Source organism: Sphaerotilus mobilis, assembly GCF_004216565.1.
GTDB lineage: Bacteria > Pseudomonadota > Gammaproteobacteria > Burkholderiales > Burkholderiaceae_C > Sphaerotilus > Sphaerotilus mobilis.
In genome coordinates, this window is record NZ_SGWV01000010.1 from 17,529 (window position 1) to 43,509 (window position 25,981).

Consider the following 25,981-nt stretch of genomic DNA (forward strand, 5'->3'; position numbering starts at 1 on the left):
CGGCCGAGACGCGGTGCAGATGCAGATGCAGATGCAGATGCAGATGCAGATGCAGATGCAGCGGCGGCTCAGATGACGGTTTCGATGCGGAAGGCGTTGAAGTACGCGACACGATTGACGAGGCCGCCGTCGTCGGGCACGACGTGCGGTGTCGTCAGGCTGCTGGTGCCGAGGTGGACCAGGTGCGTGCCCTCGTTGCCGGGCGTGGACGTCCAGTACCCGGCACCGTCGACGCCGGGCATGGGCCAGTCGGCCGGCAGAACGCCCGAGCTCGCCGCGAGAACCGCCCATTCCTCGGACGACAGCAACCGGGCACTGCGGCCATCGGCCAGCGTCAGCATGTGGTTGACGCTCAGGCTGCTGATGTAGGCCGTCCGGTCGGATGCGTCGATGAGGCCGTCGCGGTTGACGTCCAGCAGGTAGTCGTCATAGCCATCACCATGACGCGACAGGATCAGCTGCGCGCTCGAGACCGGTGTGCTGGAGTTGTCGGCGTAGCGGATGGCCTGCGCCAGACCCAGCGCCAGGTCCGATTCGACCGCTGCGGTCACGTCCGATGTCCGGGTGGTCGCCTCGCCGCGCAGGTCGTTGAAGCGGACCTGAACCGCGATCTGGTGATGCAGGTCAGCCTCCGTCACCGTGTAGGTCCGGCCGGTGGCCTCCGGGCCGATGGCCGCGCCGTCGCGCAGCCAGGTGTAGGCCATGCCGGCAACCGAACCGCCGGCGATGCCGTCCGGATCCTTCAGCGTGTTGTCGATGGTCAGGTTGCTGCCAACCCGCGCAAGACCTTGAACGGCGATGTCGCCCGTCGCCGGCTTGTTGGGCACCAGCACCGAGAGCGCCAAGGTCCGGGTCGGGTCGATGGTCGTGACATCGCCGTCGCTGGCGGTGACCGTCAGCAGATCGCTGCCGACCTGCGCCGTCGGCCGGGGCAGCACGCCGTCGTCGGGCGTGTAGGTCAGCGTGTCGAGCAGGGCCTGCATCTGCGTCTGGGTGCCCGACAGGGTCAGCGTGTTGCTGCCGAGGCCAGTGACGACGGGCACGGATTCGCCGGACGTGGACGCGGTGGGCACGGTGACTTGCAGCGCGCCGTGCTGGACCGACACCGTGATGCCGCTCAGGGCTCCGGGACCCACGTCGACATCGCTGACCCGGATGCCGGCCAGCGCGCTGGTCTTGCCGGTCTCCAGGTTGGCCGGCGCAGCCGGCAGGACGACGACGGGTGCGTCACCGACGCTGGCCACGCGCAGGGCCACGGTGGCGACGGTCTCGTGGCCGTCGCCGTCACGGGCGACCAGGCTCAGGGTGCGCTCGCCGTGTGCATGGGGCTGATCGGCATAGGTGAGGGTGGCCAGCGCTGTGGTCAGGGCCAGCGCATTGCCATTGAGTGTCAGCACCGACCCGCTGAGCGGGTTGCCAGCGTGGCGCACGCTCAGCGTGCCTTGATCAACCGACAGGGTCAGGCTGACCAAGGCGCTGGCGCTGCCATCGGGGTCACCGTCCGAGACGGTGATCTGGCCTGCGCCGAGCGGGGTCGAGGCGATGTCCTCAGACGTGGAAATGCCGCCGTTCGACAAGGCGTCGGACAGCGTGATGGTCGGGGCGACCACCGGACGCGGCGTGACCGACACCGTGTACGAACGGCTGACCACCAAGCCCTCGACGTCGGTCGTCGTGACGCGCACGGTATCGGTCGTCACGCCCGGATGGAGCGCGTGGTAGTCCCCATCGGCGGTGTAGCGCAAACCAGCCAGCGCAGCCCGCACATCGGCCAACGCGCCGGTCAGGCTCAACTCGGCACTGCCCTGCCCGGTGAGCACGACCGATGCGGACACGGTCTCCGTCGACAAGGTGCCATTGAACACGCTGACCACGGTCGTGACGGTGGCGCTGTCGACGTCGTCCAGGCCGATGCCAACGAGGGGCGACGCCGAGCCAGCGACGTGGGTACTGGCCAGGTTGGCCGGGACGGTGACGACCGGCGCGTCGTTGACGGCCTGTACGGAGATCACCCATTCCTTGCGGTCAGACTTGCCCGTGCGGTCATAGGCCTGAACCACCAGCCGATCATCGCCATGGGTGTTGGACGCACCGATGTAGCTCAGGGTGGCCAATGCGGCGTTGACCTGCGCCATCGTGCCGGTCAGCGTCATCGTGGCGCTGTCGTTGGCATTCACCTGCACGCCGCCGGCCAGGTCCACCCTCAGCCGGCCGTTGCCCACGCTCAAGTCGACACGCTCAAAGGCACTGTCGCTGCTGGCGGCGTCGGTGTCCCACACCGACAACGCGGTGGCACCGCTGCTGGCAAACGTGGCGCGCAGCGGCAGGCGGGCATCTTCTTGCACGCGCAGTCCCCCTGCGGCACCCCAGGCGTCGGGTGCTGCGAGCGTCGGTGCAGCGGCGGTGTCCACCGAGAGCCGGACCGAGGAGGCAACGTTGGCATTGCCGCCCTGGTCGAAGACGGCGCCGTTGCGCACGCTGATGCGGGCCTCGGCCACGATGCTCGCAGCCGGCGTGAACACGGCGGTCCAGGCCAGCGGGTCGCCGTCCACCTTCCTCAGGTTGCCGATGGTGCCGATGCTGCTGCCGCCATACACGCTGAGATCGGCCAGGTCGAAATCGGTCACCGGCTCGGACATGCGGAAGGTCAGCAGGGCCTGGGTGGCCGCCTCGCGGCCTGCCAGGCCGACCTTGTTGACATCGGTCGTGATTGCCACCACAGGTGGGGTGGCATCAGCCACGCCGGACAGCTCGAAATGGCTGGCCTGGCTGGGATTTCCGAAGCGGTCGCGGTAGGCACCGGCCGGCGCGTCGAGGGTGAAGGTCGAGACGCCGATGGCGTCCGAGCTGAGCGTGGCCGTCGCTTGCCAGACCGAGCGTCCGCCCTGTTGCACCGGCACGATCGCGGAGAGTTCGCCCATCGTGAGGTGGCTGCGATCATCGCTGCGCACCAGCAGGTCGACGTTGAACGAACCGGCCAGCGGCTCTTCGTCGAAGGTCAGCGTCAGCTGTGTCGACATGCCCGGCTCCAGCACGAAGACATCCGACGTGATGGTCAGGCCGGGGCCGGTACGGTCCAGCGTGATGCCGCCGACAGGCGCGCCAGCCACGACGCTGGGCGAGCCGCTCTTACCGGCATAGAGCTGATAGGCCATCAGGTGGCTGTAGCTGCCTTCGGTGGGAGCGGCCAGACTCAGTTGCAGGGGCAGGTCCCTGCGGACAACCGGCAGGTCACCCTTCTCGCTGCCAAGCCGGACATCGTCGCCGTCGAAGACGCCGTTGACATTGCGGTCCTCGAAGACCACCACGCGGGCGCCCGCCACATAGCTGGAACTGATGACGTCGAACTCGACCTGACCGGCGTTGCCGTAGGACTGCCCGGCCGCCAGGGAGATCGACAGCGGACCCGGCGCGCTCGGGTTGATGCGCACGGCCTTGGCGACTGCGGAGGCCTCACCGGCCAACACGCCGGTTGAACTCGCCTGGACCACCCGTAGGTTGTCGTAAACGCCTTCGGACAGCGCATTCGCGCTGGAGACGCTGACCGAGTGGAAGTTCGCAGAAATGGTGGAGCGCCCCAGCTCGCGGTCGACCTCTGGATCAAAAACCGAGTTCTTGTTGACGTCCTGGAACAAGATGGCGGTGTTGCCGTTGTCGCCGCCCTTGAAGTTGAAGGTCGGCGTGGCGATGTAGGTGTAGAAGTCGCGCGGCGCCAGTCCTGCGCCAGCCACACTGGCCTGGTCCATGACCGCGTCGAACTCCAGGTCCGTGAGCACGCCGGGCTGGTTCGTGGCAATGACCAGCGCGCGGTTCTCGACCGAGCCGCGCACCTGGTAGGCCGTGCTGACGTTGCCTGCGGCATCGATCTGCACCATCTTGAGCGAGCCGTCATAGCTGCCATCGGCCAGCACCTGGCCCGAGGCCAGGGCCAACAGACCTTGCACGTCGGCGGCACCAGCTTCACCGAGGACGACCCGGCCGAGTTCGACACCTTCTTGCAGCTTGCCGGCACCGGTCGGGTCCCGGAACAGCACGACGGTGGCACCGCCCTCGCCGATCACACGGAATGACGGCGTGTTGTCACCGGTCTTGCCATCGCCGATCAGCCCGGTGTCGGAACCGGCATCGAGCACACCCAGGCTCAGCACCGACGGCGCGAGGGTGTCGATGCGCAGCGGGGACGCCACAGCGGCAGGCACCGCCGCAGACGCAAGGTCGACGGCGTTGCCAGCCACGTCGGTCAGGCGGGCGCTGCCCAAGGACAGCGCGGCAGCATCCAGCGACAGACCGGCGCTGTTGTCGGTGCTGCCAACGGTGTATTCGAAGGTCAGGACCTTGCTGCCAGAACCGTCGACCAGAGCGGCCTGAACGGTCTGGGTAGGGCTCAGTCGCACCGTCACGCTGGGAGCGATCGCCGCCGCGTCACCCGCGACGATCACATGCACCGGACGTTCGAAGGTCGCCGTGATCAGGACCTTGCTGCCAACCGCCAGATAGCCGGCATCGGGCGCGGCCGTGGCAATGGCCAGGATCGGCGCGGCAACGGGCTGACTCACGATCTGCAGCGGTTGCAAGGCGCGCGCGGGGCTGTCATTGCCGGCCGCATCCGTCGTGAGCGCCGTCAGCTTGTAGACGCCGTCCGCCAGCGGGCGATCCGGGGTGGTCAATGGCAGATCCAGGTAGCCCTGGCCGTCCGCCAGGTTGAGACCGGGCACGTTGGTTGCGCTGGAGGGCCGGGTCAGAACGCCTCGACCTTGCACGGTTTCGCCAGCGTCCAGTCGACCGTTGTCGTTGGCGTCAACGAAGACCACGATCTGGGCCCCCGTTTCGCCGACCAGGCGCACGGTGGGTGTTGTCTGCCGCGTGATGCCGTCGAGCGGGTCAACACCGGTGTCGTCACCCGCCAGCAAAGCAGCTTCCGGCTGCACGGGCGCGCGGTTGTCGATGTTCAGGGCGAGCGCGGCCGATGGCGGACTTTCGTTGCCAGCGTCATCGAAGGCGGTTGCGGTCAGCACATGCACCGTGCCCGCCGCTGCCGTGTTGGCCAAGGGCCGGGTGGTCAGCACACCACGGCCGTTCTCGTCGAGCACGACACTGCCAACCTTGGCACCGAGCGCATCGGTCAGGTCGACCTGGGACAGGGGCTCGCCCCTGACATCAAAGCTCACGCTGACCACGTTCGTGATCCGGTCACCGGCCGTGCCACTGTCGGAATCGCCCTGCAGGGTGAAGGTCGGCGACACGGGCGGCAAGGCGTCGACGCCCTGCCCTGTGGCGGTCAGCGTGGTGTCGACCAGCCGGCTGAAGGCACTGGTCAGCGCGCCACCGGACACGTCGCGAATGGAGGTGCTGCCACCGCTGGCGACCAATGCATCACCCACCACCGAGATGTCGCCTTGCAGGGCGGACGACTTGGTGACGAGGTAGCCAAAGACGAGCACGTTGCTGCCGTTGGCGGCCGCCGGATCGACCAGATGGGCCTCGATGGTTTGCTCGCCGACCTGGACCTTGAGGCGCGGGGCAAAGGTCTGAACGTCGTTGCTGCCGTTGGTGGAGACGTTCCAGGCCACCTTGCTCGGGAGCACGACCTTGATCAGGATGGTCTCGCCGATGTGGTATTCCGTCGCGCCGGCCGTGGCGGGCGCGCTGACGATGGCCACCGGCGCATGGTCGACGGCAACGTCCACCGGAGGCAGCACGAAGTTGGGCTTCATGCCAGGGCCGGGTTCGATGGTCAGCTTGAAGCGGCTGATGTCGGTGGCGGCGCGACCCGGCTCCAACAGCGTGTTGCCTGCAGCATCCATGGCGAAACCGACCAACGGCGCGTCATCCAGGCCGACCACGTTGTCCAGGAAAACGGGCACCTTGTGGAGCAAGGGCAGCGGGGTCGACGTCGGGTCGAAGTCAGTCGGCAGGGTGTAGACGACCGTGTAGTCCTGAGCCTTGCCCGTCACGCCCTCGGGATGGAAGCGCAGGGTGTAGGTGTCACCGGCCCGTGCGCCTTTGGCCGGCGTGATGGCGACGGTCAGTCCGTCGGTGAGGCTGGTGTAGGCGATGACACCGGCTTCATCGACCTGTTCTCCGATGTTGGACGTCGGGTTGCTGCGACGCCGCAGGCTGACGCTCGCGAGATTGGCCTGGATGGCCGCCGAAATGTCGGCCGTCGCGAAGTAGACATCGGAGACGGTCTGGAGCAGCGAACGGGCGGCGGCATCGAGCGCAACGCCGCTGCCCACGGGATCCGCATCTTGCAGATGAGTGACGAGGTAGTCGATCACGCCGTCGATGCCAGGCGACTCCTGCCGGGTGCCCATCATCGACAGGATGGCAAGCGCTTTGCCATAGGCATCGGGCGACGACGTCCAGTCGGCATTGACCGGCTTGGGCTGTGCACTCAGGACCAATGTCGAAATGGTGCCCGCCGTGTCCTTGAACAGGTCGGCGACCGATCGGTGAATCGCGGCAATCGTCTCGTCCGCTCGGCTGGCATCGGCGAACAGTTCCGGGTGGGACGCCATCAAACGGTCGATGTGGCGTGCCGCGACGGTCGACAGCGGCGTGATCGCCAGGGGCAACGTCGTCCCGCTGATGTCGGCCAGTTCATTGGAAGGAACCGGTGCCTTGCTGATCCATGCCGACAACACGGTGGAACCCAGGTCGGTGTCGTAGCCAACTGTCGGATTGGTCTCGTCGTCGAAGTTCGGTGCCGCGCCGTTGGCGTCATGCACCTCGATCTTCAGGCGCTCTCCCGCCGCGAGCTTGCCGAATTGCGTCACGGAGAACCTCAGCTCACCGGACCTCGACCCGACCACCGGAATGACATCGGCCGGATCGATCTCCATGCGCTCTCCGGCAGCGTCAACCACCACGATGCGTAGGCCGGTCATCTCGCCAGCCATGGGCTGGACGCGGAAAGCGTAGATGTCCGGCGAGGTCGGTGCCGGCGCAGGCGCCGGCGCCGGCGACTTGGCCGCTGCAGCCAGACCCAGCACACCCACGGCCGCAGCCCCCAGCAGCAGCGGTGTGCTTTCGTACCAGCGCGAGTCGTCATCCGCCGTGTCGATCAAGGTCGCGCCCGGCGCCGGGGCAGGCTGTGGGCGCGAGACCGGCCGGGGCGCGGACGGCGGCAAGGCCTGACGCAGCAGGTCTTCGCCCACGGTGGACGGCGCATCCGATGCGACGGAGGACTTGGGGCCGACCGTCGCGGCCTGCGCCAGCAGCGTGACGCCGTCCGTGGCCGATGCATCCACCGACTCACCCGCCGCAGACGCCACCCGAATCGAGGCCTCATCCACCCACCGCTCGACGACATCGACCGACGCATCCGCCACGGTCACGGCGGATTCATCGTCATGCATCGCCAGGTCGCGGCTCTCATCCTCAGCCAAGCGACGACGGCGGCGTTGCCCTGCGGCGCGCCCTGTTGCGCTGTCGGTCGCGGTGCCCGCCACCGGATCCACAGCGGCATCCCGTTGACCTGCCGGCACATGGCCTGCAGGCCGTGAGGACAGTCCCGCTGGCACGGCCGGATCTTGCAAACGTGCGGGCTCTTGCAAACGTGCGGGCGACAGGGACGGGTTGGCGTTCATGGGCATGAAAGGTCGAAGCGAAACAGGGGCGTCGGGGCACGACGGACGAACGATGGCCGGACAAGTCCAGCCACGATCAGAAGCAACAAGAAGAGGCGCAGGACATGCGCCAGACGCAGAGCGCTCAGCGACCTTGTGACGAGCGGCGCGTCAGGTCGTCGGCCAAGGCATCGAGCTTGCGATTCACATCGGACAGCTCGTACTTGGTCGCCAAGGACTCCGCCTGTGCGGACGCATCCAAACGAGCAACCATCTCGACGAGCTGCGGTTGAATGCGACCCGCCAGATCGCGCATGCCGCCATCCAGGGTTTGCAACGTCAGATTGGTCTCATGAGCATGCGCACCGACCTGGCCAATCAGGACGGTCTGGTCGCGCAGTTCGCGGCTGGATTCGGCCATTGCTGCGACGACGCTGGCGAGGTCACGCTGCAGACCCATGCGCAACTCGGCATGCATCTGGGTCACGTGGTCACGCGCCTGGGCTGCCGCATCGACCAAGGTGCCACGCAAGCCGGCCAGTTCGCGAACGGCCTGGCTGTTGTGGTCGGCGATGAACTTCGCTTGCAGGTTGATGTCGGCCAGAGAGCCCGCACTGGTCTGCGCGGCCGCCGCCAGCATGTTCTGCGCGACCTGCAGGTCGTCGAACTTGCGCGCCACGGTCTCCAGGCGCTGGGCGACGCTGGCGGCCACCTTCTCGACCTGGGCACGGGTCTCGTCTGAACCCAGTCGTTTCTCGGCCAAGGCAGACATGGTCTGCATCGCCTCGCTGGCCAGCCGCATCTTGGACGACGCAAGCAGGATGGCCTCGGTCTGCTTGGAGAGATCCTGGCGCAGGCCGGTGATGGCCTCAATCTGCAGACGGGCCAGACGCTCGTCCGTGCCTGAGCCACCCACATCGACCCGTGAACCGCCGCCGGTCACGGCTTCGGCCACGGCGTGATAGGTTTCCTCGGCCTCGGCCACGGCGCCAGATTGCAGCCGGCGCAGCGCGAGCATCTGCAGTCCGTTCACCATCGAGCCACCGAGACCCAGCAGCGAGGCCACGAACGCCTCACCCATACCCGCGAGCGGACCACTCATTTGAGTGAAGAACCGCGTCATCGTCGCAGCGGAATCGCCCTCGCCGGTGACGGCGATGATGCTGATCAGGCTCGCCACTTCCTTGAGCGTGACGATCAGACCCAGGAAGGTGCCGAACAGACCCAGACCGATGAGGGTGTTGGCGATGTGGCCCGGCAGCACCAGCCGACGCGCGCTGGCCTGCTGGTAGACGCGAAAGCGAGCAAGAACTGAGGCGCGATCCTCGCCACCCCGACCCTCTCGATCCGCACGCAGCGGTCCGAACAGGTCAACGACATCCGCGTCTGCACCGGACTGCGAGAGCAACTGGCCCAGCGCGCTGCGCTGAATGTCGAGTGGCGCACCCCGCTTGCCAGCCATGCCACCCCGGATCGCGGCGATCACGCCGGATTCACGGCCGAAACGGATGGCCTGGTAGATCGCCAGCACCTGACCGACGACGGTGACCAGCAAGATGAAGATCGCGAAGCGGGGATTGGATGAGCTGTTGATGAGCTGCACGATGCTGTCGTACAGGGCAACGTTGCCCAGCACGTAGGCCACCGTGATGCCGACACAGGCCAGCAACGCCCATGGGCGCCGGACCCCTGGCGCGATGGATGGACGGTTCCGGACGTTGACATGACTCATGGATGCTCCCTGACAGGATGGAATGGCGGATCGAGGCGACGGGTTGATACGGCTTGCGTGGGGCGCACCCCAACACCAAGCCAACTGATAAAAGTGTCCGGAAGTCGGCTTGGCGGACCAATGACCGATAAGAGCTAAGTAGGTGGTCCGACCTACAAGAACTTGTCATTCGCGGTCGCCAGCCTTCTGGCGGTGGGTCAAGTCCGGCGCCGCGTTGTGGGTGGCGCGGAAGCGAGACTCCTGACCGATGCACCGGTCGATCGCGCAGGCCTCTGGCGTACCGCCAGGTCAGCGACCGACTGCAGCACGCTGCCGTTCTGGCTGCGTTCTTTCGCCCAGAGGTGCGCCTCTTGGTAGATCGATCGCAGGGCCGTGGCGAGGCCAGGCATGGCGGCCAGCGGGCCAGGCAGCCAGCCGGTTGGCTGGCGGTACTGGCCTTGTGCGAACTCCAGCACCGCACCGAGCAGACCCTTGCGATCGCGCATCGCCCGTTCAAGCCGGGCGCCAGCCCGCACACCCAGGTCAGGATCGCGGTAGGCGATGCCCAGCGTCGTCCGGTAGTGGTCCAGAAGGCCAAGCAGGAAGGCCTCTTCGGCCAGCGCCGGCTCGGTCGGTGAGACACGCCGGGCCAGCACCTTCATCAGACGAGCCTGAGCCAGGCCGGCGTAAGTCCAGGACTTGTCGATCACCCCGGCGTCGGCCACCTGCAGCACCGACAGCCAGGCCTGCAGCACCGGGCGCGGCAGGTCAGCAACGAGGTCGGCCAGCACGTTCGGTCGATCCTCCGTGCCAGCTCCGGCGCCGTCCTGATCGGCGAGCTGCCAGATACGCAGCGCCGTCGCCGGATCCATGGCCAGTGCCGTGGCAACCGACTCGTTGGACGCGCCATGCTGCAGCAGCAGGCGGGTCCGGCGCAGCGCCAGCGCCGAGGTGGCAGGCAGGCCGGGGGCCAAGATGACATCAGGCCGGGCGATGGCATGGCCCTGCACCAAGTCGGCGCCCAGCACGCGCGCGGCCGCCAGGTCGCCGGCGGTCTCCACCTTCTCGGCCAGAACTTGCACACCGTGGCTGTGCGCGCGCGCCATCATCAGCGGCAGGTCGACCGGCCGAACTGTCTGCCAATCGATCTTGATGACCTCGACCAGGTCGATCAAGGCCCAGCGGCTGTCGTCCAGCGTGTCGATGTCGTCGAGCGCGAAGCGCATGCCCCGCTGGCGCAGGTCCTGCACCCGCTGGCGGACGTCCGCCGTGGCGGGGATCGTTTCCAGCAGCTCGACGACGCCCCAGGCCGGGGTGATCGCCTCGACCAAGGGGCTCATCAAGGTCTCGCGGTCGACGTTGACGAAGAAGCTCAGGCCCCGGGCGCGGCGCGGCAGGCCCAGATCCAGCACGGCAGTCGCCAGCACCTCGCAGGTGGCGTGCAGGCCGTTGACGATGCCGCCGGCGTCCAGCCGCCCGGCATCGCGGTAGAGCAGCTCATAGCCACGCGCGCGGCCGTCGACATCGACGATGGCCTGCAAGCCGACCCGGCGGGCAACACGCTCCGGCGCAGCGGGCTGATGCGGTGCGGCCTGCGGCTGCAGTGGCACGCCGGCCTGATGCAGCAGACGCTGGACGCCCGGGTCGCGCCGCGCAGAGGACCCCGATCGCAAGGCCCAGGACAACACGTTCGACGGCGGCGCGACATCGTCAGGCTCGAAGGGACGGGTGGGCATCGGCAAGGTGGTGTGCATGGCGTGGCGGCTCGCAGTGGCCGTTCTGACGGGTATCGAAGATGAGGGGCGCGACCACCGGTCGCAGGCCGCTCAGGCGCGCGAATCGACCGGCAAACCAGGGTGGCCGGCAACGGACAGGCTGCGTTCGCGAACCTGCCGGCCCGCCTCGTCGTACAGCTCGACGATCCCGTTGGCGGGCGCCATGGCTTGGCCGTTGAACATCAAGCGCAGGCCGATGTCGAGCACCGCGCCGAGCAGGCACTGGCGGTGCATCCAGGCGTCCTCGATGGCGGGACACATCAGCGGTGTGGCGAGGTGGCCGACCATGCGCGCGGGCAGGGTGTGCCGGAAGTGCGCCACCATGCCCAGCAGGGCCGCCTGTCGATGCAGTTCGTGTCGATCGGGTGCCAGCCGCTCGGACAGCAGCCGCATGAACAGCGAGAGGTGGGCCGCCGCCTCGCACCAGGCGGGCCGCAGGGCGGCCGCATGGTCGCGGGCCTCGAAATACAGCAGCTCCAGCCAGATCGGCCAGGTCGGTCCGCGCAGGCGGGACACCAGATCCAGGGTCGATTCGGGTCGGCTGATGGCACCGAACAGGCCATCGCAGGCCAGGATCAGCAGTCGCAGCAGCAAGGCCGGGTCCCGGTCGACCAAGGCGGCCAGTTCGACGTCATCGGCACCACGCAGCAGCCGCTCGCGCAGGTGATGCAGGCCGTTGGCGTCGCACGCTGGCAGCTGGTCAACCGTCCAGGTGACCGGGGCGGACAGGAGGGGCCCGGAATAGGCATGCACGCCCAGCGTGCGGTACTCGCGGAAGTCATCGAGCCGGTCGATGCCGCGCAGGTGCACCTGCTGGCCGATGAGCTCGGGCCAGAGGCCCAGCAGGGCGGTGCGTTCGTGGGTCCCGATGTCGAGGTGGGCCCACTGCACCTGATGGGTCAGGGTCTGCAGCCGCGCGGATGAAGAAGCGCCATTGCACGACAGCGACAGCACCAAGCCGCGGGCGCGCAGCTCTTTCAGACGCTCGCGAATGAGGGGCGTGGGCGGCAGGTGGGAGGGCAGCTGGACAACGGCCCAGCGGGGGTCGAGCACCTCGACCAGCGAGGTCAGCAGCAGCGCCTCGGAGACTTCGATCAGGACGGGGTGGGCCCCCGCCACGGAGCGCAGGCCGAGGGCCAGCACGGTATGGCAAAGGTTGTCGATCCACTCGTTCAGCCCACCGCCACCCCGAACGCCTGACCCGCCACGCAGCGGCAGGTCCACCACCGGGAGCAGCTGGACCGCCACCTCATGACCCAGCATGTTGACGACCTTGGTCGTGCGGACCGCGACGCGCGGCAGGTTCAGGTGGGTGGTGGCAGCGGGCAGCGGCGTGCTGGACGCTGCGACCGCAGCGGACGTCTCCAGTGGGGGCGAGGTCGCCAGAGCCGCGTCGAGATCGACCATCAGGCCCTCGGCCTGGGGCTTCGGCGAGGCTGCGGGCTGGAGCACCAACGGCGCAGCCTGTGACGGACCGGCGCGCTTGGCCAACGGATGGGCGTTGTCGCCGAGGGCCGCAGGCTGGCGGATCGGCGCGTCAGCGCGTGACAGGGGGGCGGTGGGCATGGGGCGGACTCCTCATGTCGACCCGGCATGGCACAGGGTCGATCAACAGTCCGCTCAGTGTGCTAAGCACACACCGGCCAGCCACCTACCTATTGCGACAGTTCTCCAGAGGGGGCCTACAGCTTTTTGTAGGCCCCTGCACCCTTTGCGCGTTCAGGATGGCCACCGGTCAAGGCACCGGTCAGGCCACCGTCTCGACCTGACCGCTGTGCAGCGAGCGGGTGATGGCCAGGCCGATGCGGGTGGCCTCCATCGCGTCGGCCAGCGTCAGGTCCAGCGGCGCTCCGCCGCGGCAGGCGGCGACGAAGGCGGCGATCTCGCGCGTGAAGGCGCCTTCGAAGCGGGCGTGGAAGTCGGGCAGCACGGCATGGCCGACACCGCGGGCGTCGCTGCGGATCACCCGGTCCAGCGCCGCATGTTCACCCACCAGCAGCTTGCCGGCCGTGCCGATCACCTCGGTGGTGGTCTCGTGGCCATGCGCGAAGGTGCGCGAGGCGTAGAAGACCGCGCGGGCGCCGCCCTCGAACTCGACGATGGCCAGGCCGTTGTCGACATCGTTGCATTCGGCCAGACCGGGGTGCAGCGCGATGGTGCCGCTGGCGAAGGCCCGCAGCGCCTTGGGTCGGCCGAGCATCCAGCGCGCCAGGTCGATGTCGTGCACGCTGCAGTCCATGTAGATGCCGCCGGAGGTCGGCGCGAAGCGCACGAAGAAACCGTCCGGGTCGTTCTGGTCGCAGGTCTGCGAGCGCACCAGGAAAGGCCGGCCGATGTCGCCGGCCACGATGGCCGCGTGGGCGTTCTGGTAGCTGGCGTCGAAGCGGCGCACGAAGCCGACCATGGCGATCTGGTCGGGATGCTGCTCGGCCACGGCCAGCACGCGCTCGCAGTCGGGCACGTTGAGCGCCAGCGGCTTTTCGACGAAGACGTGCTTGCCAGCCTTCAGCGCTGCAATGGTCTGGTCGGCATGCAGCGAGGTCGGCGTGACCAGCACGACCGCGTCGACGTCCGGGTCGGCGATGAAGGCGTCGAAGTCGGCGTAGACACGCGCCACGCCCAAGGCGCTGCGGGCGTGTTCGCGTTCGGCGTCGACGGGGCTGCAGGCCGACACCAGTTCGACGTGGCGGGTCGAGAAGGCCAGCGCCTCGGCGTGGCGGCGGCCCAGCCGGCCCAGGCCGGCGATGCCCACGCGCAGGATCTTGCGGGCATCTGCAGGGGTCGTGATGGTGGTCATCTCAGAGCTTGACCGCTTGACCGCTGTTGGCGCTTTCGGTGGCCGCATCGGCCAGGATCTGCGCCTTCACGCCGTCGGCCACCGTGGTGCGGAAGGGCGCACCGGTCTGCAGGCAGTCGAAGAAGTGGGCGATCTCGGCCTTGTAGGCGGCGGCATAGCGCTGCAGGAAGAAGGCCTCGGGCTTGTCGCCACGCACGCCTTGGGCGTCCCACTGCACGACCTGGCTGGGCGTCTGGTTGCCGCACTGGAGCATGCCGGCCGAGCCCAGCACCTCGAAGCGCTGGTCATAGCCATAGGCGGCGCGGCGGCTGGTGTTGATCTGGCAGAGACGACCCTTCTTCGTGCGGATCGTGACGGCTGTGCTGTCGTAGTCGCCCAGGCCCGCGATGGCCGGATCGGTCAGCACCGAGCCGGAGGCGCTCAGCCAGTCGGCTTCGTCGCCGTCGGCACACAGGATCCAGCGGAACACGTCCAGATCATGGATCAGCATGTCGCGGAAGATGCCGCCGGACGCCTGGATGTATTCGGCCGGCGGAGCACCCGGATCGCGGCTGGTGATGATCAGCATCTCCGGGTTGCCGATCTCGCCCCGGTCCATGCGGGTGCGGGCCTCATTGAAGGTCGGGTCGAAGCGGCGCTGGAAGCCGATCATGCAGGCCACGCCGGCGGCCTTGACGGCCTCGCCGCAGGCGATGGCGCGCGGCACCGACAGGTCGACAGGCTTCTCGCAGAAGATGTGCTTGCCAGCGGCGGCGGCACGGGTGATCAGGTCCGAGTGGGTCGAGGTCGGCGAGGTGATCGCCACCACATCGATGGCGGCGTCGGCCAGCACGGCCTCGATGGTCGAGACCTCGGCGCCCAGTTGCTGCGAGAGCTGCGCGGCGCTGTCGCCCATCGGGTCACAGATGGCCTTGAGCTTCACGCCCGGCAGCGCGGCCAGGTTGGAAGCGTGGATGCGGCCGATGCGGCCAGCGCCAAAGACGGCGACGTTCTTCATGGGGTCTCCTTGACGGGACGGGTGTTCGGTGGGCGGAAAAAGACGGCGGAGCGACTATAGCCAGCAGCCTGCCGTCTTGAAACTTTTTTTCTGATATTTCCGATCAGTGAACTGGATTTCAGCGCAGCCTCTGCGCATGTCGCCTAGGGGAAACGCGGAGAACGCGCCAACGATCCGCTCGAAGCGGCCTCAGCCTTGAACAAAAATGGTCAAGGTCACCGCCGACGCCTGGGGCCCGGCGACCTAGAGTCATGGCCATCCGACCGATCCCAGGAGACCCTCCATGTCCGCCCTCCGCTTCTGCCTGAACCGCATGTCCGCCCCGCGCATGAGCTTCGAGGCCTACGCCGCCATGGCGCGCCGCCTGGGCATCGCCGCCATCGAGATCCGCAACGACCTGAGCGGCGTCGAGATCACCGACGGCACGCCGGCGGCTACCGTGGGCGCCATCGCCCGTGACCATGGCCTGGTGATCCGCTCGATCAATGCGCTGCAGCGCTTCGAGCAGTTCACCGCCGAGCGCGAGGCCGAGGCCGTCGAGCTGGCCCGCTATGCCCGCGACTGCGGCGCCGAGGCGCTGGTGCTCTGCCCCACCAACAGCCGCAGCGATGCCCGTTCGGCCGACCAGCGCCACGACGCGCTGGTGCATGCCCTGACGTCGCTCAAGCCCATCCTGGCCGACCACGGCATCGTCGGCCTGGTCGAGCCTCTGGGCTTCGAGGAATGCGCCGTGCGCCGCAAGTCGCAGGCCGTGCGCGCCTTCGAGGACATCGGAGCGGACGCCACCTTCGGCCTGGTCCACGACACCTTCCACCACCACCTCGCCGGCGAGGGCCTGTTCTTCCCGCAGTGGACCGGCCTGATCCACATCTCCGGCGTCGAGGACTCGGCCGTGACCGTGCCCGACATGCGCGACGGCCATCGCGTGCTGGTCGGCGCATCCGACCGCCTGGCCAACCCGGCGCAGATCCGTCGCCTGCTGGACGCGGGTTATGCGGGCCTCGTGTCCTTCGAGCCCTTCGCCGCATCGGTCGCCGCGTCGGCGTCGATCGAGGCGGAGCTGGCCGCCAGCATGGCCTGGCTGAACGCGGCCGTCGCCGACGCCCAGCCGGCCTGAGCGACATGGGCGCCGCTGCGACGCATCATCCAGCGATGGTCCGACGCAAGCGCTCCGCACGTTTCATCGAGATCGCCGGTGCCGCCGGCGTCAGCATCTCCACCGTCAACCGCGTGCTCAACGAACGCGGCAGCGTCTCGGCCGAGACACGCGCCCGGGTCGTCGCGGCCGCCAAGCAGCTGGGCGTGCCGCGCGTCTTGCCCGATCCGCGCCACGGCCTGACGCGCTTCGACGTGATCCTGGCGGCCAGCCCGACGCCCTACTTCAGCCGGCTCGAAGGGGCCCTGCAGCGCAGCGCGCAGATGCTGGACGCGCGCATCGTCATCCACCGCCACCGGGTCGACGCCGCCGACGAGGCCGCGCTGATGCAGGCCATCGGCCAGCCGCGCCACCGCCGCGACGGCCTGATGGTGGCGCTGCACGACAGCGCCCGGGTGCGTGCAGCCTTGCGGTCGCAGCGCGAACGGGGCATCCCGGTCGTGACCTTGATGAGCGCCATCGGCGAGCCCGCCGAGATCGACGGCCTGCGCTATGCCGGCATCGACAACCGCAGCGCGGGTCGCAGTGCCGGGCACTTCATCGGGCGCATGACACAAGGTTCAGCCCCAGGCCCGGGCCGCGTCCTGCTGCTCACCCACCGCCTGAGCTTCCGCGCCCATGCCGAGCGCATCGAGGGTTGTCGTGCGCTGCTGGCCGAACGCCATCCGCAGCTGCAGACCGGCGAGCCGGTCGAGTGCCACGACGAGGCCGACCGCTGCCAGATCGCCGTCCAGCAAGCGCTGCAGGCCAGCCGCCAGGACGGCGTGCCGCTGGTGGCGATCTATCACAGCGGGGCGGGGACGGCCGGCGTCGCCCGGGCCCTGCAACAGGCGCGTGACCTGCTGGCGCGGCGCATCGTCTGGATCGGCCATGAACTCAGCGACGACCACCGCCGCTGGCTGCGCGAGGACCTGCTGGACCTTGTCATCGACCAGGACCCGGACGGCCAGATCGTCGCCGGTCTGCACCACCTGCTGCACGCCTGCGGCTACGTCGACCAGGCCCCGCGCGACGAACCGAACGACTTCCGCCTGTTCTGCGCCGAGAACCTGCGCGACCTGCCGCCCTATCTGGATGGACCGCTGCATGCGCCGATCGAGAAGATCGCGCGCTGAAGGCCGTGGCTCGGGTGGATCAGGCGGACGTGTCGCGCGCGTCCCGGTTGTCGCGCAGAGCGCCAGCCGACGTGGTCGGCCGATACGGCAGTTCAAGCCGGTAGGCGAGCGCAATGAACAGGCTCTGGGCCAAGCCCATGGTGCTGGTCAGCGAGCGGAAGCCGAAGGTCGAGTTGTCCTGCACCACCAGCGCCACCTGGGCCTCGCGCGCCAGCGGGCTCATGCGGCTGTCGGTGATGGCGATCAGCTGGGCGCCGCGTTGCACGGCCTGCTGGGCCACCGTCACCGTTTCCTCGGCATAGGGCGCGAACGAGATCGCGACCATCACGTCGCCCGCGCGCACCGAACGGGTCTGGCCCTCATGCATGCTGCCCATGGCGCTGACCAGCATGATCCGCTTGTCGGTGTGCTGCAGCGCGTAGTCCAGGTAGACGGCCACCGAGAAGCTGCGCCGCGAACCGCAGATCCAGATCACGTCGGTCTCTGCCAGCAGGTCGACCGCCTTCTTGAACGCGGGCCCGCTCAGGTCGTTCTGCAACTCCTGCATGCCGGCGATGCTGCCGCCGAGGAACTCGTGCGCGATCTCCACCGAGGACAGGCTGCCCGCACCCGAATCGATCACCTCGCGGATGCGCGCCTTGTAGTTGCGGCTGGGCGCGATCTGCTGGCTCAGGCCGTCGCGGAAGATGCGCTGCAGCTCGGTGTAGCCGGAAAAGCCGAAGTGCTTGGCAAAGCGCACGACCGCCGACGGCTGCACGCCGCATTGCGCGGCCACCTCCTGGATGCCTTCGAGGCCGAGGTGATCGCGGTGCTGCTCGACATGGCGGGCGATCAGCTTGAGCTGCTTGCTCAAGGCCTCGTAATCCTGCGAGATGCGCTTGAGCAGTTGTTCGACGCTGAGCTTCTGCGGGGCGATGTCGGACATGGGAGGCGCGCCTGGGCTGGTTGGATCAAAAACGATTCTGTTTAATTGTACGAAGCCGATTTCCGCACCCCGTCGGGGATGGAATCACGTTTTCCCCTACCAAAGAAAATAGAAATTCATTTGCAGACACAGGGGCCGATTCCTAGAATCAAAGCCGGTTTCCCAGATCCCCGTCCCAACCTTCCAGACCGCCGGCGAGTCCCTCATGCAACCCAACACTGAACCTGCGATGGTCATCGTCGGCGCCGGCCATGTCGGCGGACGCGCCGCGCTTGCGCTGCGCGAGGCCGGCTGGACCGGCGAGATCGTGCTGATCGGCAGCGAGAGCGCCCTGCCCTATGAGCGCCCGCCCCTGTCCAAGGGCGTGTTGACCGGCGCGCAGACGCTGGCGCAGACTGCCATCCTGACGCCCGAGGCCTGCGACGCCGCCCGCATCACGCACTGGACCGGCACGGTCACGGCGATCCACCCCATGGCCCGGTCGGTGAGCCTGAGCGACGGCCGCAGCCTCTCGTACAAGTCACTGCTGCTGGCCACCGGCGGCCATGCCCGCGTGTTGGCCATTCCCGGTGCCGACCACGCCGCCGTGCAGGCCCTGCGCACCCAGGCGGACGCGATCGCGCTGGCGCCTCGGCTCAAGGCCGGCGCGCATGTCGTGCTGGTCGGTGGCGGCTTCATCGGCCTGGAGGTCGCCGCGTCGGCCCGCGCCATGGGCTGCCGCGTCACGCTGCTCGAAGGCGCACCGCGCCTGATGGGCCGCGCGGTGCCCGCCAGCGTCGCCGATCGTGTGCTGGCCCTGCACCGCCGCCACGGCGTCGACGTGCGCCTGGGCATCGTGCCGCGCGCCTTCGAGGCCACCGACGGCGTCGCGCTGAGGATCCACCTGACCGACGGCGAGCCGCTGCTGGCCGATGTGGTCGTGGTCGGCATCGGCATCGAGCCAGCGACCGAACTGGCGCGGGGCGCCGGCCTGCGCATCGAGCGCGGCATCGTCGTCGACCGCCGTCTGGCCACGTCCGCCGCCGGTGTCTACGCGGCCGGCGACGTGGCCGAGTTCCCGAGTCCGCTGTCGGGCCTGCCGATCCGTCAGGAGACCTGGCACAACGCCGAGACACAGGCCCGCGTCGCGGCGCTCAACATGCTCGGCGGCGACGAGAGCTACCGCAGCAGCGCCTGGTTCTGGTCCGACCAGTACGACTGGCAACTGCAGGTCAGCGGCGAGCCGGCGCTGGGCGTCACCGCCGTGCAGCGCCCGCTCGGCGACGTCGATGCGGAACTGAACCTCTACCTCAACGCAGACGGCCGCATCGTCGGCGTCAGCGGCTGCGGCCCGACCTCGGTGGTCGCCAAGGAACTCAAGCTCGCCCGCACGCTGGTCGAACGCGGTGTGCACGCCAGCGCCGAGCAACTGGCCGACCCGGCGGTCAAGCTCAAGAGCCTGTTGACGGCCTGAGCGCTTCCCAGGCAGCGCCGTGCCATTCAACGACACACAGACCGGCCCGTTCTTCATGTCGGTGCAGTTCGGCTGAGAGCAGACGCCGAGGCGGGGCAGCTCGACATCATCCGCACCGAAAGGGCGGAGCGGGTGGACCCGGTCGCGATGTCGTCGCGCTGAGCGGCGCGTTCGCACTGGCTCATCGCATGAGCCAGCGCCCGTTCATCCGATCAAGACGAGGCAAGCACGCTGCTCGTGTGGCGGGAGACACCGAACCCCAGCGTGCGCCCCTGTTCCGCGCTGCGCATCGCCACATCCATCACCTGCATCGTCAGCAGGGCCGATTCGGCGGTGACGGGGTTGGGCGCACCTTGGTTCAGGGCGTCGCGGATGCCGGCGTAGTAGGCGGGGTAGTGGCCGGGCAGGCGCGGCACGGCCCGGGCCTCGCGCGGCTGGCGGGTGTTGGCGGGGTACGGCAGGTGGGGCGCGGCGTCGCGCCAGTCCATCCAGCGCAGGGCGCGCGGGTCTTCGCCCCAGCCGGAGGCACCGGGTGTCAGGTCGAGCTTGAGCTGGTCTTCCTGCACGTCCAGGCCATCGGACACCAGGCTGCCGAGCTGGCCGTGGACCTCGAAGCGGGGGGCCGGCAGAGCGGCCAGGCGGGTGCAATGCAGCACCACGCGGCGCATCGGGGCGGTGTAGCCCAAGGTGACCTGGGCGAAGTCGACCGCCTCGCTGCCGTCGCGCAGATGGGCCAGGTCGCCGGTGATGGTGTCGGGGGCGCCGAACAGGCACAGCGCCTGATCGACCAGGTGCGGGCCGAGGTCATACCAGAGGCCAGCCCCCGGGCCAGGGCGCTCGCGCCAGCGGTCGCGCGGGATGGGGTCGAAGCGGTCGAAGCGGGAGACAAACTCGCGCACCTCGCCCAAGGTGCCGGCAGCGATCTGCGCCTGCACGGTCAGGAAGTCGCCGTCCCAGCGGCGGTTGTGGAAGACCGACAGCAGCTGGCCACGGTCGCGGGCCAGGGCCACCAGGTCTTCCGCCTCGTCCAGCGTGACGGTGAAGGGCTTGTCGATCACCACCGCCTTGCCGGCCAGCAGCGCGGCGCGGGCCAGCGGGTGATGGCTGTCGTTGGGGGTGGCGATGACGACCAGGTCGATGCCATCGGCGGTCACCGCCGCCAAGTAGTCGGGCTCGACCCGCACGCCCGGCCAGCGCGCTTGCAGCGCCGTCGGGTCGCCAGACGAGGCGATCAGCGCCAGCCTCAGCCCCGGCGTCGCCGCGATCAGCGGCGCGTGAAAGGTGCGGCCGACATAGCCATGGCCGATCAGCGCAACCTGCAAGGGTGTGTTCATGTGGGTGGGCTTCGATGAGGTCGACGCCAGAAAGACCAAGGGCCGGCATGAGCCGGCCCTTGGGGTCTGATGCCAGGGGGGCGTTAGGCCACCCTCATCCTGCCTGCATCGCTGCAGGCAGGTGGGTCATCAGAAGGAGTAGTTCACGCGGACGCGCAGGCCGGTGTCCTTGGCCGAGCCAGCGGCGGCGTTCTTGCCGCTCGACACGGCGAAGGTCATGCTGGCTTCCGGCACGAAGAACGGCACGGTGTAGGCGGCGAACACGTAGTTGCCCTTGTTGCCGGCAGCGTCTTCACCAGCAGCAGCACCGACGCCGAAGGCACCGATGGTGGCGTTCACGCCGTAGCCGTTGGCATCGCCCATTTGCGAGTAGTTCACGTTGATGGCGGCGCCGCCCAGGGGCAGGCCAGCGGTCAGCGCGAAGCCGGTGTCGGCAGCGCCTTGCAGCTTCTCAGCAGCCAGCTTGATGGTGGCCGGGCCGGCGCCGAAGGCGACAACCGGACGCACGCCGAAGTTGGTGTCGGTGCCGACGGTGTTCGTCTCGATCAGGCCCAGCTCGAACGAGGCAGCAGCGCCCAGCTTGCCAGTGACCATCACGTGCGGCTCGGAGGCGCCACGACGGCCACGCAGGGTGTTGCCGTTGTAGCCAACGCCGCCGACGACCAGGGTGTCCTTGCCGGGAACGAACATGTCGGTCGCTTCGAAGCGGCCCATGCGAACGGCGAAGGCGCTGGTGCCGCCCTCAACCCACATGTCGGCGACGGCGTCAGCACCAGCCTTGCCGGCTTCGATCGTGCCCTTGGCGGCGACGTAGGCGCTGCCAACTTCCTTCTTGCCGGCGAAGTTCAGTTCGACACGGCCGGTCTGCGTCAGCTGGTCCTGGGCGTCGGCGTAGTAGGTGTTGTCCAGTTCGATGTTGCCGGACACGTCCACAGCAGCGAACGCCGGGGCAGCGATGATGGCGGCCGTGACGGCGCTCAGCTTGATGAAACGTTGCATTCGAGTTTCTCCTCTCGGGTTGCGAAAATTGGCCGCGAGCCGGCCGTGGGTGAACGGGGTTAAATCCAAGTTCGAGGTGAACTGTATCTGCGTGCGGCTTTTAGGCAATCGATCCGTTGCGTGGAAGCCACTTTGCAAACTGGATGTCATTTTGTGCTGCACCAGTTTCTTCCACGCTTCTTGTGCGTGCTGCACCGCAAGATTTCACGGGGTTACTTTGCATGCACATGATTTGTGCGCTGCAGCGTCCGAGGGGCATGCCCGGTGAGGGCTTCCCTGGGTGCAATCGGTTGCGGCAAATCAAGTGTTGCGCTTGGGTGTAAACCCCGGTTGGGTTGGTGTCTCGGTTACGCGACGGTACGTTGACTTTGCTGGATCAGGTTGGCTTCAGCATCCATTCGTGCGCCGGGTCATTCTTGAAATGCCAGAGCCGGCCGGGGCCCGCCATGACGTTCAGGTAATAAAGGTCGTAACCGTGCGGTGCCACGCATGGGTGATAACCCTTGGGGACCATGACGACGTCGTGATCTTCGACCGCGCAGGACTCGTCGATGCTGCGGTCATCGGTGTAGACACGCTGGAAGGCGAAGCCCTGCGGCGGGTTGATGCGGTGGTAGTAGGTTTCTTCGAGCAGGGTTTCCTCGGGAGGCACGTCGCGGTCGTGCTTGTGCGGGGGATAGCTGCTCGAGTTGCCACCCGGTGTGATGACCTCGACAACCAGCAGGTGGTCGGCCGACGGATCGTCCTGGGGCAGGATGTCGCAGACGTAGCGGGTGTTGCTGCCGGCACCGCGCACGCTGCGGCGCATGGCGCTGCCGTCGATGCGCTTGACGACGTGGCCGCCCTTGTACGGGGCGGTGCACAGCGCGACCTCGGCGGCGCGGCTGGCGACGATCTCGACGGCCTTGCCGCCGGGGACGTAGAGGGCGTCCGGCGGGCCGTCAAAGACGCTGTCGCGCCGGCCGAGACCCGCATGCACGGCGCCATCCACCTGGACGTCGACCGTGCCGGTCAGCACGACGATGCACAGCTCGCGCGCGTCGGTGGCCAGGCTGTCCCGCTCGCCGGCGGCCAGGCGCAGGGCCTTGAAGCCGACGTGTTTCCAGCCGGCCGAGGCCGGGGTGACTTCACAGATCTCGCGGCCCGCGCGGGCCTTGACGAGCAGGGACATGGTGCTTCCTCCGGGACTGCGGGAATGACGGGCGCGACCGGTGCGGCTCAGGCGGCGAGCCGGTCGACGATGGCCTTGAGCGTGCGGTAGCCCTTCTGGGCATATTGATAGCTGGGGGCGACGGCCGGGTCCTGTTCGGCCTCGACCACCAGCCAGCCTTGGTAGCCAGCCGCGTGCAGCGTGCTCAGCACCGCGTCGAAGTCGATCACGCCGTCGCCGGGCACCGTGAAGGTGCCGTTGATGACGCCGGTCAGGAAGCTCCAGCCGTCGTTGCGGGCCTGGCCGATGACGGCCGGGCGCACGTCCTTGCAATGCACATGCACGACACGTGCGAGGTGCTTCTTCAGCGTCGCCACCGGGTCGGCGGCGCCGCCGTACCAGGCGTGACCGGTGTCGAACAGCAGGAAGACCTTGGCCGGATCGGTCAGGGCCATGAGCTGGTCGATGTCGGCCGGCGACTCGACATAGGCGCCCATGTGGTGGTGGTAGGCCAGCCGGATGCCATAGGTCTTCAGCAGGTGCTCGCCGAAGGCGTTCAGGCGCTCGGCATAGGCCTGCCACAGGGCGGCGCTGGCAAAGCGCGGGCGCTTGCCGACGGGGGTGTCGATCTGGCCCTGGATGGTGCCGGCGCACTCGCCGTAGACGACCACGTCGCAGCCGTTGAACTGCAGCTTGGCCATGTGGGCGGCGCAGCGCTCGATCTCGGCGGCGACCGCCTCTTCGTTGCTCAGTCCCGGTGCGACCTCGGCCAGGAAGCCGGAGTACCAGCCCGAGACGCAGACCACGCCGAACTCGTCGAGCTTGGCCTTCAGCGCGGGGCCTTCCTTGGGGAACTTGTTGCCCAGCTCGAAGCCGACGTAGCCGATCTCGGCGCCTTCACGCAGCGCCGTCTCCAGCGGGGTCTCGCCGCCCAGCGAGGGCAGGTCGTCGTTCATCCAGGAAATGGGGTTGATGCCGATGCGGACGTTCCAGCTCATGTCGGTGCTCAGTCTTGGTGAGGGTTGGGGATTCGGGTGCCGGGCGGGATGCTCAAACGCGTTGCGCCTGCTTGCCGTCGACGTAGCGGCCGTGGGCGGCGTCGACGTCGCTGCGCTGCGAGACCTCGGGAATGGCGACCTCCCACCAGCAGCCGCCCGGCGAGGTGCGGTGGTGGGTGGTGTCGATCACGATGACCTGGGTCTTGCTGGCGGCGCGGGCGCGGACCATCGCGGCCTTCAGCTCGGCGACGTTGCCGACATGCACGGCGTCCGCGCCCATCGAGCGGGCGTGCATCGCGAAGTCCAGCGTGCTGCGCGCGCCGCCTTCGGCGATGCAGTCGTCGAGCATGTTGTTGAAGCCCGGCACGCCCGAGGCGCGCTGCAGCCGCTCGATGCAGCCATAGCCGCGGTTGTCCAGCACCACCACGATGAGCTTGCGACCCAGCAGCACGGAGCTGGCGAGTTCGGAGTTCATCATCATGTAGGAGCCGTCGCCGACCATCACGATGACCTCGCGGTCCGGTGCGGCGATCTTGGCGCCCAGGCCGCCGGCGATCTCGTAGCCCATGCACGAGTAGCCGTATTCCATGTGATAGCCGCCCGGCGCACGGGCACGCCAGAGCTTGTGCAGCTCGGCCGGCAGGGTGCCGGCAGCGCAGACCACGATGTCGCGGGTGCCGCTGTCGCCACCTGCGTCGCCAAACCCATCGTTCAGCGAATCGCGCACCGCGCCGATCACCTCCGCGTCATAGGGCAACACGCCGGGCTGCGGCGCGGCGGTGGTGATCTGCTGGATCCAGGCCTGGCCGGCGGCGGCCTGCTCGCGCGCCTGCGCGGTCCAGCCGGCATCGGCTGACCAGCCGGCCAGTCCGGCGCTGAGCGCTTGCAGCCCGAGCCGGGCATCGGCGACCAGGCTGGCGCCGCTCCACTTGCCGGCGTCGTAGGGCTGCACGTTCAGGCTCAGCAGACGGGCCTGAGAGAACAGCGCGTGCGAGCCGGTGGTGAAGTCCTGCAGGCGGGTGCCGACCGCCAGCACGACATCGGCCTGCCGGGCCATCTGGTTGGCGACGGTGACGCCGTCGACGCCGATCGCGCCGAGGTTGAGCGCATGGTCCCAGGGGAGCGCGCTCTTGCCGCCATGCGACTCGACCACCGGCACGCCGTGTGTGTCGGCAAAGGCGCGCAAGGCGTCCCAGGCCTGGCTGTAGAGCACGCCGCCACCGGCGACGATCAGCGGCTGGCGGGCCGACGCCAGCAGCGCGACGGCGCGTTCGAGTTCACCCGCATCGGGCGGCGGACGACGCCAGCGGATCACCTCGGGATGCAAGAAGCTCTCGGGGCAATCGAAGGCCTCGGCCTGCACGTCCTGCGGCAGGGCCAGGCAGACGGGGCCGCAGGTCGCCGGATCGGTCATGACCTGGATGGCGCGCGGCAGCGCGGTCAGGATCTGCTCCGGCCGGGTGATGCGGTCGAAGTAGCGGGTGACCGGCCGGAAGCAGTCGTTGGCGCTGACGTCGCCCTGGCCAAAGTTCTCGATCTGCTGCAGCACCGGGTCCGGCGCGCGGGTGGCGAAGGTGTCACCCGGCAGCAGCAGCATGGGCAAGCGGTTGACGTGGGCGACGGCGGCGGCGGTGACCATGTTGGTCGCGCCCGGCCCGATCGAGCTGCTGACGGCCAGGATGCGCTGGCGGAAGTTGGCCTTGGCATAGGCGACGGCGGCCAGCGCCATGCCCTGCTCGTTGTGGGCGCGCCAGGTCGGCATGACCTCGCGCTGCTCGTACAGCGCCTCGCCCAGTGCGGCGACGTTGCCGTGGCCAAAGATCGCGAAGGCGCCACCGCAGTAGGGCGCGATCTCGGTGCGGCCATCGGCCGTCGTGACCTCGACGCGCAGCGCGGCAAGGTGGCGCACCAGCGCCTGGGACATCGTCAAACGGATGGTTTTCATGGCTCGTGCCTGGATGAAGCGGAAGGGGCGGCGTGTCGTCGTGCAGAGAGCGGCCTGC

15 protein-coding genes are annotated in these 25,981 nt (G+C 68.5%); 3 read left to right on the plus strand and 12 right to left on the minus strand.

Going from position 1 to position 25,981, the window contains the following annotated elements:
• Positions 1-68: 68 nt before the first annotated feature.
• The 6 genes from EV685_RS12505 to iolG form a co-directional block, all read right to left on the minus strand.
• Positions 69-7,358: an Ig-like domain-containing protein gene (locus tag EV685_RS12505; RefSeq protein WP_165396787.1), complete on the minus strand. Its 7,290-nt coding sequence runs from the start codon at positions 7,356-7,358 to the stop codon at positions 69-71.
• A gap of 355 nt (positions 7,359-7,713) precedes the next feature.
• Complete coding sequence (locus EV685_RS12510; RefSeq protein WP_130482383.1) at positions 7,714-9,300, minus strand: coiled-coil domain-containing protein; 1,587 nt, start codon at positions 9,298-9,300, stop codon at positions 7,714-7,716.
• Between the two features lie 197 nt (positions 9,301-9,497).
• Positions 9,498-11,033: an EAL and HDOD domain-containing protein gene (locus EV685_RS12515; protein WP_130482384.1), complete on the minus strand. Its 1,536-nt coding sequence runs from the start codon at positions 11,031-11,033 to the stop codon at positions 9,498-9,500.
• 72 nt (positions 11,034-11,105) lie between these two features.
• Positions 11,106-12,620 (minus strand): hypothetical protein, encoded by a 1,515-nt coding sequence (locus EV685_RS12520; RefSeq protein ID WP_130482385.1) that lies wholly within the window; start codon positions 12,618-12,620, stop codon positions 11,106-11,108.
• Between the two features lie 181 nt (positions 12,621-12,801).
• Complete coding sequence (locus EV685_RS12525; RefSeq protein ID WP_130482386.1) at positions 12,802-13,851, minus strand: Gfo/Idh/MocA family oxidoreductase; 1,050 nt, start codon at positions 13,849-13,851, stop codon at positions 12,802-12,804.
• A 1-nt stretch (position 13,852) separates the two neighbouring features.
• On the minus strand, positions 13,853-14,848 hold the full coding sequence (gene iolG, locus EV685_RS12530) for an inositol 2-dehydrogenase (RefSeq protein ID WP_130482387.1): 996 nt from the start codon (positions 14,846-14,848) through the stop codon (positions 13,853-13,855).
• 283 nt (positions 14,849-15,131) lie between these two features.
• Here iolG and EV685_RS12535 point away from each other — a divergent pair, with 283 nt between their 5' ends.
• Positions 15,132-15,965, plus strand: coding sequence for a TIM barrel protein (locus EV685_RS12535; protein WP_130482388.1), 834 nt, complete (start codon positions 15,132-15,134; stop codon positions 15,963-15,965).
• A gap of 35 nt (positions 15,966-16,000) precedes the next feature.
• On the plus strand, positions 16,001-17,119 hold the full coding sequence (locus EV685_RS12540; RefSeq protein WP_130482389.1) for a LacI family DNA-binding transcriptional regulator: 1,119 nt from the start codon (positions 16,001-16,003) through the stop codon (positions 17,117-17,119).
• 19 nt (positions 17,120-17,138) lie between these two features.
• Here EV685_RS12540 and EV685_RS12545 read toward each other — a convergent pair whose 3' ends face one another.
• Complete coding sequence (locus EV685_RS12545; RefSeq protein ID WP_130482390.1) at positions 17,139-18,044, minus strand: MurR/RpiR family transcriptional regulator; 906 nt, start codon at positions 18,042-18,044, stop codon at positions 17,139-17,141.
• A 205-nt stretch (positions 18,045-18,249) separates the two neighbouring features.
• On the opposite strand from EV685_RS12545, the gene EV685_RS12550 reads away from it, so the two are divergent.
• Entirely contained in the window at positions 18,250-19,497 is a 1,248-nt protein-coding gene (locus EV685_RS12550) for an NAD(P)/FAD-dependent oxidoreductase (RefSeq protein WP_130482391.1), read from the plus strand.
• A gap of 212 nt (positions 19,498-19,709) precedes the next feature.
• On the opposite strand, the gene EV685_RS12555 is transcribed toward EV685_RS12550, so the two are convergent.
• The 5 genes from EV685_RS12555 to iolD form a co-directional block, all read right to left on the minus strand.
• Complete coding sequence (locus tag EV685_RS12555) at positions 19,710-20,831, minus strand: oxidoreductase (protein ID WP_130482392.1); 1,122 nt, start codon at positions 20,829-20,831, stop codon at positions 19,710-19,712.
• A gap of 129 nt (positions 20,832-20,960) precedes the next feature.
• Positions 20,961-22,025, minus strand: a complete 1,065-nt coding sequence (locus EV685_RS12560; protein WP_130482393.1) for a carbohydrate porin — start codon at positions 22,023-22,025, stop codon at positions 20,961-20,963.
• A gap of 181 nt (positions 22,026-22,206) precedes the next feature.
• Complete coding sequence (iolB, locus tag EV685_RS12565; RefSeq protein WP_130482394.1) at positions 22,207-23,001, minus strand: 5-deoxy-glucuronate isomerase; 795 nt, start codon at positions 22,999-23,001, stop codon at positions 22,207-22,209.
• 47 nt (positions 23,002-23,048) lie between these two features.
• The gene (gene iolE / locus EV685_RS12570; protein WP_130482395.1) at positions 23,049-23,978 is read right to left on the minus strand and encodes a myo-inosose-2 dehydratase; all 930 of its coding nucleotides are present in this window, start codon (positions 23,976-23,978) and stop codon (positions 23,049-23,051) included.
• 52 nt (positions 23,979-24,030) lie between these two features.
• On the minus strand, positions 24,031-25,923 hold the full coding sequence (iolD, locus tag EV685_RS12575) for a 3D-(3,5/4)-trihydroxycyclohexane-1,2-dione acylhydrolase (decyclizing) (RefSeq protein ID WP_130482396.1): 1,893 nt from the start codon (positions 25,921-25,923) through the stop codon (positions 24,031-24,033).
• Positions 25,924-25,981: the final 58 nt, after the last annotated feature.